This is a genomic window from uncultured Methylobacterium sp., from assembly GCF_964251405.1.
Taxonomy (GTDB): domain Bacteria; phylum Pseudomonadota; class Alphaproteobacteria; order Rhizobiales; family Beijerinckiaceae; genus Methylobacterium.
This window is the reverse complement of the sequence record NZ_CAXUJR010000019.1, coordinates 34,429-43,011: the sequence shown is the minus strand read 5'-3', so window position 1 is coordinate 43,011 and position 8,583 is coordinate 34,429. Positions and strand designations below refer to the sequence as shown.

Below are 8,583 nucleotides of genomic sequence, written 5' to 3'. Positions count from 1 at the left end.
GCGGGGATCGTGAAGATCTTCACGACACCGGGGACCTTCTTCGCCTCGCTGTCGTCGAGGCTCGCGACCTTACCCCCGAAAACCGGAGGTCTCGCGACCAGCGCGTAGAGCATCCCGTCGAGGCGCGTATCGATGCCGTACATCGCCGTGCCGGTGGTCATGTCGCGGTTGTCGATGAGATGGACCTGGCCGCGACCCGACTCGGCCCGACCCTCGGTCTTGCCGATGTAGCGGAAGGCCTTGGAATCCTTGGGCGTCACGCTTTCGCGGGCCGGCACCGGCAGCTCCGCCGCCGCCGCCGCGATCTCGCCGTAGCCTAAGCTCCGCTTCGACTTGGCATGGGTGACGACGTGGTACTCGGCCTTCACCTCGCCGACCGGCACTCCCCATTGTTTGGCGGCTGCCTGAACCAGCATCAGCCGTGCCGCGGCACCGGCGTGGCGCAGATGCGGCAGGAAGTGCCGAAGCGAGCGCGAGCCGTCGGTGTCCTGGTTGCCGAAGCGGGTCTCGTCACCCCAGGCCTGGGCGACCTTGACCTTCGACCAGTCGGCGTCGAGCTCGTCGGCGACCACCATGGCCACCGAGGTGCGCACGCCCTGGCCCATCTCCGCACGGTGGCAGGTCACCGTGACGGTACCGTCGGGCGCGATGCCCACGAACACCTTCGGGTCGTCCTGCCAGCCATGCGGCATGGCGTCGGCGCCGAACTTTTTGGGGCCCTCGGCCTTCTCCTGCGCCTGGGCCGGCTCGCGCCACGAGAGGGCGAGCACGAGCGCTCCCATGCCGCCGAGCATGGCGCGCCGGCTGACATTGGCGAGCGCCGAGGGGCCAGCGGGGGAGAGGGTGGCCGCGTCGGCCATCGCTTTTGCGTCGTGAATCACAGGCGATCTCCCTTCGAACCGGGCATCTTGGCGGCGGGCTTTGTGGTTCCGGCATTGCCGGCGGCCTGATGGATCGCGGCGCGGATGCGCGGATAGGTGCCGCAGCGGCAGAGGTTGCCGGTCATGGCTTCGTCGATCTGGGCGTCGGTGGGCTTGGGAGTCTCGGTGAGCAGCGAGGCGGCCTGCATCATCTGCCCGCATTGGCAGTAGCCGCATTGCGAGACGTCGAGTTCCCGCCAGGCGACCTGGACCGGGTGGTTGCCGTCCGGCGACAGCCCCTCGATGGTGACGACGGCCTGGCCCTCGGCCGCCGAGATCGGCGTGACGCAGCCGCGCACGGCCGCGCCGCCGAGATGGATGGTGCAGGCGCCGCACTGGGCGATGCCGCAGCCGAACTTGGTGCCGGTCAACCCGACCTCGTCGCGAAGATACCAGAGCAGCGGCATGTCGGGGTCGCCGTCGAAGCTGCGCTCAGCTCCGTTCACGGTGAGTTTGATCATCGGTCTCGTCCTGTCTCGATCGAGCGGTCAGGCGCAGCCGGCACCCTGGGGTCGGGACGGGCCGGCCGCATCGCGGGGTCGTTCGGCCGTTGAGGACGAGGCCGCCCGTGCGGCGTCGCCCCTCTCCAAGCAGAAGTCCCTTCTCTGGAAGAAGTTCAATCTGCCCCGTGCGATGCCGCAGCGCAACATGAGGAGGGGGGCCGAGCGCCTGCGACCATGGAAAGGCAGTCTCGCGATGTAACCTTTCGCACGGTTCGGGCGCGGGCGAAGTGTCTCAGGTCTCGACGAGGCCGGCGCTCGACCCGCTTCCTTCGGAATTGCCGCGGGCCAGGGGCAGGGCGAGATATTCCGCCGAGCGCATCTCGATGAGCCGGGAGACCGTCCGGTCGAACTCGAAGGCCTCCCGCCCCTCGCTCGCCGTAAAGAGCTCCGCCGCCTCGGCCGCCGCCGAGGCCAGGAGCTTGACGTGGCCGTCGTAGAGCGTGTCGACGAGGGTGATGAAGCGCTTGGCCTCGTTGCGATGATCCGGCCCCATCACCGGGATGTCGGAGACGATGAGGGTGTGGAACGACCGGGCGAGCGCCATGTAGTCCGAGGCGCCCAGCGGCTGGGCGCAGAGATCCGCAAAGGTGAAGCGCGCCACTCCGGCCGCCTCTTCAGGCACCGCGACCTCGTGGCCCCTGACCCGGATGGTCGCCGGCCTGCCCTTGGCCTTGCCCGTCAGCCCCCGGAAGGCACGGTCGAGCGCCTCGCGGGCCGCCTCGTCCGCCGGCACGTGGTAGACCGAGGCGCCGCCGAGCTTCTCCATGCGGAAATCGGTGCGGCTGTCGAGCCGGAGCACCGTGACCCGGCTCGTGAGCTCCGCCACGAAGGGCAGGAACAAGGCGCGGTTGAGACCGCCCTCGTAGAGGCGGTCGGGCTCGACGTTGGATGTCGCCACCACGGTGACGCCGTGCCGGAACAGGGCCGCGAACAGGCGCCCGAGGATCATCGCGTCGGCGATGTCGGTGACGGTGAACTCGTCGAAGCACAGCAGGGCCGCCTCGTTCGCCAGCGCCTCGGCCACGACCGGGATCGGGTCGTCGCCCTTGGCCTCGCCGCGCTTGAGGGCCTGGCGATGGGCGTGGATGCGCTCATGCGCGTCGGCGAGGAACCCGTGGAAATGGACGCGGCGCTTCGTGCCGGATGCGGCTTCGAAGAACAGGTCCATGAGCATGGTCTTGCCGCGGCCGACCGAGCCCCAGATGTAGAGGCCCTTGGGCGGCCCGTCGCCGTCGTCCCGGCGCCCGAACAACCAGCCCAGCGCGCTGCCCTTCTTGGCGCGTTTGCGTCGTTCGAGGACCTGGGCCAGATCGTCGAGCGCCCTGACGAGGCGGATCTGAGCGGGGTCGCGCTCGATGGCGCCCGATGAGACGAGTGCGGCGTAGCGCGCGGCGACCGGACCGGCGGGAGCGGAATCGGCGCCGGTGAGGCGTTGCGGGGAACTCACGGTGGTGACGACCCTCGAGATGTCGATCGGCGGTGGATGCCGGCCGTCCGCTGCTGTGCCGCGCCCGTCCGGCCGGAGCAACCCCAACATCGGCGGCAACCCGGAAGATGGCGGGGCGTGCATTGTGAAAGCACGGCGCGGGCCTATCTCCACCCTGACCGCCTCGATTCCAAGGCGGGGAGACCACCGCGTGATGGGAACCATCCGCCTCCTTCCCGTCTCGGTCGCCATCGTCGCCTTCGCGTCCGGCGCGATCGCGCAGGGGCGGCCCGCGGCCCCGGCCATGACCTGCGCCGCGGCGGTCGACCTCGTCGCCCGCAATGGCGCCATCGTGCTCACGACCGGGCCGATCACCTATGCGCGGTTCGTACGCCACGGCGGCTTCTGCCCGGTTCCCGAGACGCCCAAGCCTGCCTTCGAACAGACCCTCGACGACCCGAAATGTTTCGTGGGCTATACCTGCCAGGACAGATTCAGCGAAGGCAGTGGCCGCGACTAAGCCTGAGCCCGATGCTCCGCAGCTTACGGCCAAGCTGCCATCTTGAAGCCAAGCCGCTCCCTCATGTCCAGACTCAAGGAAAGCCCGGAACGGGCCAACGAGGGGCGGTTCAATGGATTCGATTCACGACAGGATGTCGGCCGACGGGAATGCGACGGAGGCCGCCCGGCTCGAACGCTCGGTGGCTGCCGCCCTTAACCTCATCGCCGCGGCGCAGGACGAGCGCACGGCGCCTCCGGTCCAGGCCGCCCGTCGCAACCTCGCGGCCGTGTACGGACTCAAGCGTCTCCGGCAGCATCAGGAACGCGTTCAACAACGCGCCCAGATGTCGGCCTGACGCTCGGTCACCGGTTCTTGTCGTCGCGCCTGGGCGCCATGCCCGGCCGCGTCGCGAGCCAGATCGTATGGCGGGCGCCGCCGCCTTTGCCGTTGGCCCTCACCACGACTTCGTCGACCGCAAATCCCACGAGCCGCAGCCGCCCGCTGAACGCCCTGTCGGGAGCGGCCGACCATACGGCAAGGACGCCGCCGGGGCGCAGGGCGCCATAGGCGGCGCCGAGGCCGCTGCCGTCGTAGAGCCGGTCGTTGGAGGGCCGCGTCAGCCCCTCGGGGCCGTTGTCGACGTCGAGGAGGATCGCGTCGTAGGCACCCGGATTCTCGCGGATGACGCGGGCCACATCCTCGTCCAGGATGGTGACGCGCGGGTCGTCCGGCCCAGGGCCGCAGATCGGCGCCAGGGGTCCGCGCGCCCAGGCCACAACGGCCGGCACCAGCTCCGCGAGGACCACGCGGGCATCGGGTTTGAGGGCGGCCAGAGCCGCGGCCAGGGTGAAGCCCATCCCGAGCCCGCCGATGAGGAGCGTCGCACGCTGTCGTGCGCCGATGCGGGCACAGGCGAGGTTGGCGAGGGCCTCCTCGGAGCCGCTTAATCGGCTGTTCATGAGTTCGGTGCGGCCGAGCTGGATCGAGAATTCCGATCCCCGCTGCAGCAGCCGCAAGCCGACCTCGCTCCCCGGAATCGTGGCCGTATCGAGCAAAATCCAGGGTTTCACGTGAAATCCTTAACGCCCGGCCTCCCCGGGAGATCTCGTGAAGGCCGGGCCGGACGGGGCTAGAACAGCCCCTCGATCTGGCCGTTGGCGTCGAGATGGATGCCTTCCGAGGCCGGCACCTTGGGCAGGCCCGGCATCGTCATGATCTCACCGCAGATCACCACGACGAAGCCCGCACCGGCCGAGAGCCGCACGTCGCGCACCGCGATGACGTGGCCCGACGGCGCCCCCATCAGGGCCGGGTCGGTGGAGAACGAGTACTGGGTCTTGGCCATGCAGACCGGCAAGTGCCCGTAGCCGTCCTTCTCGAACTGGGCGAGCTTGGTGGCGGCCTTCGATTCGACCTGGATGTCGCCCGCGCCGTAGAGCTTTGTCGCGATGCTGCGGATCTTGTCGGTGAGCTTCGACTCGGTCTCGTACGCGAAGGTCAGCGGCTTCTGCTCGCCTTCCGCCAGGGCGACGACGGCGTGGGCGAGCTCCTCGGCGCCCGCACCCCCGTCCGCCCAGTGCTTGCAGGTGATCGCCTGGACGCCGAGGCGGTCGCGGCAGAGGTCCTTGAGCTTGGCGTGCTCGGCGTCCGTGTCGGCGAAGAAGTGGTTGACGCCCACCACCACCGGCAGGCCGAATCCACGCACGTTCTCGACGTGGCGGGCCAGATTCGCGAAGCCCTTCTCCAGGGCTTCGAGGTTCTCGCCGGAGAGGTCCTTCTTGCCGACGCCGCCATGCATTTTGAGAGCGCGCACCGTGGCGACGATGACCACCGCCGAGGGTTTGAGGCCCGCCTGCCGGCACTTGATGTCGATGAATTTCTCGGCCCCGAGATCGGCGCCGAACCCGGCTTCGGTGACGACGTAGTCGCCGAGCTTGAGACCGGCGCGGGTCGCGATCACCGAGTTGCAGCCATGCGCGATGTTGGCGAAGGGGCCGCCATGGATGAGGGCGGGGTTGCCCTCGAGCGTCTGAACGAGGTTAGGCTGCAGGGCGTCCTTGAGGAGCACCGTCATGGCCCCCGTCGCCTTGACGTCCTTCAGGGTCACCGGCTTGCGGTCGCGAGTCTCTGCGATGACGATGCGGCCGAGCCGCGCCTCGAGGTCGTCGAGATCCTTGGCCAGACAGAACACCGCCATCACCTCCGAGGCGACGGTGATGTCGAATCCGTCCTCGCGCGGGAAGCCGTTGGCGACGCCGCCGAGCGACTGCGTGATCGAGCGCAGCGCCCGGTCGTTCATGTCGACGACGCGGCGCCAGTGGATGCGACGCACGTCGATATTGAGCTCGTTGGCCCAATAGACGTGGTTGTCGATGAGCGCGGCGGCGAGGCTATGGGCCGCGGTGATGGCGTGGAAATCGCCGGTGAAGTGCAGGTTGATCTGCTCCATCGGCACGACCTGGGACTTGCCGCCGCCGGCCGCCCCGCCCTTCATGCCGAAGCAGGGACCGAGCGACGGCTCGCGCAGGCAGGCGACGGTCTTCTTGCCGATGCGGTTGAGGCCGTCGCTGAGGCCGACCGTCGTGGTGGTCTTGCCCTCGCCCGCTGGGGTCGGGCTGATGGCGGTGACGAGGACGAGCTTGCCCTCGGGGCGGCCTTCCAAGGATTTGATGAACGCGTGGTCGATCTTGGCGATGGTCTTGCCGTAATTGTGCAGCGCCTCGTCGGGGATGCCGATCCGAGCCGCGACCTCAGTGATGGGCTTCAGCGTGGCTGCGCGGGCAATCTCGATATCTGAGGGCATGCATCTCTCCCGGTCGCGTCCCGCCGGCGTTGAACCGTGCGGCCTTCGTGGTTGCGCCTAACCTAGACCGATCGCATCAGAGGGCGAGGCGGGGCAAGCTTTTATCGGATCGGATTTTTTTGAGGGCAGGCGAAAAAATCCATTCCTGACGATCGCTGTTCCTGCACGCTCACCCCACCGCGCGGATCACCCGGCCGACCTTGTCCACGATCTCCCCGATCTGGTCGGCGCTCACGATCAGCGGTGGGGTCAGCGCCAGGGTGTCGCCGGCGGCACGGACGACGATGTCGAATTCCTCGAAGGCGAGCACCATCGCCTCGTAGGCGCGTGCGCCCGGCGCGCCGGCCCGAGGGGCCAGATCGATCGCCGCGGCGAGGCCGACCGTGCGGATGTCGAGCACGCCGGGATGACCTTTCAGCGACATCACCGCCTCGCCGAAGGCCGGCTCCAGCTTGCGCGCCCGCCCGAACAGGTCCTCGTCGCGATAGATGTCGAGGGTGGCGAGCGCCGCCGCGCAGGCGAGGGGATGGCCCGAATAGGTATAGCCGTGGAAGAGCTCGATGGTGCCGGGCGGGCCGGTCATCAGCGCGTCGTGGATGCGGGCGCTGGCGATCACGCCGCCCATCGGCACGGTGCCCGAGTTCACGCCCTTGGCGAAGGTGATCATGTCCGGCGTGACGCCGTAGCGCTCGGCGGCGAAGGCATAGCCGAGGCGTCCGAACCCGGTGATGACCTCGTCGAAGATCAGGAGGATGCCGTGCTTGTCGCAGATCGCGCGCAGGCGCTCCAAGTAGCCCTTGGGTGGCGGCAGCACCCCGGTGGAGCCGGCCATCGGCTCGACGATGACGGCGGCGATGGTGGAGGGGTCGTGGAGCGCCACGATCCGCTCGAGATCGTCGGCGAGATGCGCGCCCCATTCGGGCTCGCCGATGGTGAAGGCCTGGTGCTCGCGCGAATAGGTGTGGGGCAGGTGGTCGACGCCGGGCAAGCCGAGGCCGAAGGCGCGACGGTTGGTGACGATGCCGCCCACCGAGATGCCGCCGAAGCCAACGCCATGGTAGCCGCGCTCGCGCCCGATCAGCCGGGTGCGCCGGCCCTCGCCCTTCGCACCCCAATAGGCGAGCGCGATCTTGAGGGCGGTGTCGACCGACTCGGACCCGGAATTACAGAAGAAGACGTGGTCGAGGTCGCCCGGCGCCAGATGCGCCAGCCGCGAGGCCAGGGTGAAGGCGCCGTCATGCCCGAACTGGAAGGGCGGGGCGTAGTCGAGGGTCGCCGCCTGGGCCTGGATCGCCGCGACGATGGCGTCGCGGCCATGGCCGGCGTTGCAGCACCACAGCCCGGCGATGCCGTCGAGGATCCGACGCCCGTCAGCGCTGCGATAATGCATGTCCTTGGCGCCCACGATCATGCGCGGGGCTGCCTTGAAGGCGCGGTTGGCAGTGAAGGGCATCCACCAGGCATCGAGGTCGTTGGTTCCGGGGGGGACGGCGCGCATGGCTTTCTCAGGGCTCCATCGGGCTGGCGGGGTAGCCGGCCTGGGTAAGGGCGTCGACGAGGCTGTCGCCGTGCGCCCGCGTCGTCACGGCCACGTAGGCGTGGTCGCGGTCGACGGCGACGTCGGCTTCCGGGTCGAGGCGACGGATCGCCCGGGCCACTGCCGCGGCGCAGCCGTCACAGGTCATGCCCTCGACCCGTAGCAGCAGGTCAGACCGCATCGCGTCCATCCGGCATCTCCTTGGACCGCCATCGCCGTAGCGGCCCATGTCACCGCGACCGGCGGGCAATGCAAGCCGCGCTGGATGGTTCGCTGAGGCCCAAACGCAGCGATCGGGCGTGAACCTGCGGCCACACCACGCAAAAATCGGTCCGCGACCTGCCGTTGCAGTCTTGTGAGCGAGCAACGTGGCGGCAAAGATGGACGATCCCGCGATTCGCGGGGCATGTCCTTGGCTTGCGTTCGAGGTTGATCATTGATGGCCCGGATCGTCGGCCGGCGCGGTGGCCTGTGGGCCTGGGTGCTGCTGGGGCTGCTCGTCCTGACACCGCTCGTGGTGCTGGTCCCGCTCGCCGGCGCCTTCGCGCTCGCCGCCACCGGCCTCGTCGCGACATTCATGGCCCACCGGCGGGCCGGGACCCTGGCGCAGCGATGCGAGAAGCTCTCGGGCGAGATCGACTTCCTGTCCCGGCGCCTGCTGAGCCTCGAAGCCGGCGCCGTCCCCCAGGGCCGCACCGGCCAGGCCCACCTCGGGATCGCAGCGCCCTCCCCCTCCGCGGATTCCGTCGCCCTCTCCGCGAGTGTCGAGGAAGTCACCGCCGAGATCGGCCTCCTGAGCGGCATCGTGCGCGAACTCGCCGCGATCGTCGCCGCGCAGGACGGTGATCTCGCCCGGCTGAAGGCCGAGCCCCGGCGCGCGCCGGTCGAGGCC

Annotated in this window: 8 protein-coding genes and 2 pseudogenes; 3 read left to right on the top strand and 7 right to left on the bottom strand. The window is 69.3% G+C overall.

Features of this window, described 5'->3' with window-relative positions; all coding sequences use genetic code 11:
• The 3 genes and pseudogenes from ACFE7U_RS05790 to zapE all read right to left on the bottom strand — a co-directional run.
• Window positions 1–881 (bottom strand): annotated as a pseudogene (locus ACFE7U_RS05790) (molybdopterin cofactor-binding domain-containing protein); the annotation flags it as partial.
• Window positions 878–1,381, bottom strand: coding sequence for a (2Fe-2S)-binding protein (locus ACFE7U_RS05785; RefSeq protein WP_375408778.1), 504 nt, complete (start codon window positions 1,379–1,381; stop codon window positions 878–880). The gene ACFE7U_RS05785 and the pseudogene ACFE7U_RS05790, both read right to left, overlap by 4 nt.
• A gap of 274 nt (window positions 1,382–1,655) precedes the next feature.
• The gene (zapE, locus tag ACFE7U_RS05780) at window positions 1,656–2,870 is read right to left on the bottom strand and encodes a cell division protein ZapE (RefSeq protein WP_375408777.1); all 1,215 of its coding nucleotides are present in this window, start codon (window positions 2,868–2,870) and stop codon (window positions 1,656–1,658) included.
• Between the two features lie 193 nt (window positions 2,871–3,063).
• Between zapE and ACFE7U_RS05775 the strand changes: the two genes are divergently transcribed.
• Window positions 3,064–3,369, top strand: coding sequence for a hypothetical protein (locus ACFE7U_RS05775; protein ID WP_375408776.1), 306 nt, complete (start codon window positions 3,064–3,066; stop codon window positions 3,367–3,369).
• Between the two features lie 112 nt (window positions 3,370–3,481).
• Window positions 3,482–3,706, top strand: coding sequence for a hypothetical protein (locus ACFE7U_RS05770; RefSeq protein WP_375408775.1), 225 nt, complete (start codon window positions 3,482–3,484; stop codon window positions 3,704–3,706).
• Window positions 3,707–3,713: 7 nt separating this feature from the next.
• Here the strand turns inward: ACFE7U_RS05770 and ACFE7U_RS05765 are convergent, their stop codons facing one another.
• The 4 genes from ACFE7U_RS05765 to ACFE7U_RS05750 all read right to left on the bottom strand — a co-directional run bounded on the left by ACFE7U_RS05765 (window position 3,714) and on the right by ACFE7U_RS05750 (window position 7,881).
• Complete coding sequence (locus tag ACFE7U_RS05765; RefSeq protein WP_375408774.1) at window positions 3,714–4,421, bottom strand: spermidine synthase; 708 nt, start codon at window positions 4,419–4,421, stop codon at window positions 3,714–3,716.
• A gap of 59 nt (window positions 4,422–4,480) precedes the next feature.
• Window positions 4,481–6,154, bottom strand: coding sequence for a formate--tetrahydrofolate ligase (locus ACFE7U_RS05760; protein ID WP_375408773.1), 1,674 nt, complete (start codon window positions 6,152–6,154; stop codon window positions 4,481–4,483).
• 169 nt (window positions 6,155–6,323) lie between these two features.
• Window positions 6,324–7,652, bottom strand: a complete 1,329-nt coding sequence (locus tag ACFE7U_RS05755; protein WP_375408772.1) for an aspartate aminotransferase family protein — start codon at window positions 7,650–7,652, stop codon at window positions 6,324–6,326.
• Window positions 7,653–7,659: 7 nt separating this feature from the next.
• Window positions 7,660–7,881, bottom strand: a complete 222-nt coding sequence (locus ACFE7U_RS05750; RefSeq protein ID WP_375408771.1) for a heavy-metal-associated domain-containing protein — start codon at window positions 7,879–7,881, stop codon at window positions 7,660–7,662.
• 249 nt (window positions 7,882–8,130) lie between these two features.
• Here ACFE7U_RS05750 and ACFE7U_RS05745 point away from each other — a divergent pair.
• Window positions 8,131–8,583 (top strand): annotated as a pseudogene (locus ACFE7U_RS05745) (diguanylate phosphodiesterase); the annotation flags it as partial.